At 67.0% G+C, this 479-nt stretch carries 1 protein-coding gene; it reads right to left on the bottom strand.

The annotated features are described in order from the left end of the window. Positions 1–479 (bottom strand): YdcF family protein (locus CWM66_RS28400; protein WP_107147756.1); only part of this gene is annotated, 479 nt, incomplete at both ends.

The raw sequence follows: 479 nt of genomic DNA on the forward strand, positions 1-479 counted from the left end.
TAAAGCTCCTGCAGCAGGAACCGCCAGCGTGTATGGAAACTGCGGAAGCGCGTGCTCGGCGTCGATGAGGCCAACGCGTCGATGCCCAATTCCCTGCATAGCCGCAGCGCGCGCGCCATGTGCAATGGATCGCTGACGATGATCGCCCGGCGCATGCCTTCGCGCTGCATCAGCGCGCGCGCCTCCACCAGGTTCTGCCGCGTGGTGCGCGAGACGGTCTCGATCAGCACGTCCTTGCCCGGCACCCCGTGCCGCAAGGCATAGCGCTCGGCGACCTGCGACTCGGAGAAGCGCGCCCCGGTGCCGCCAAAGCCGCCAGTGAAGATCAGCTTCGGCGCGTAACCCGCGTAGTACAACGACAACCCATGGCGGATGCGCTCCTCGAAGACGGGCGAAAGCTTGGCGTCGTAGGCCGCCGCGCCCAGCACGATGATGACGTCGGCCGGCGCGGCCTGGTCGCGATCGCCCACCCATATGAT

The organism is Kosakonia sp. H7A (assembly GCF_003028445.1).
Lineage (GTDB): Bacteria > Pseudomonadota > Gammaproteobacteria > Enterobacterales > Enterobacteriaceae > Kosakonia > Kosakonia radicincitans.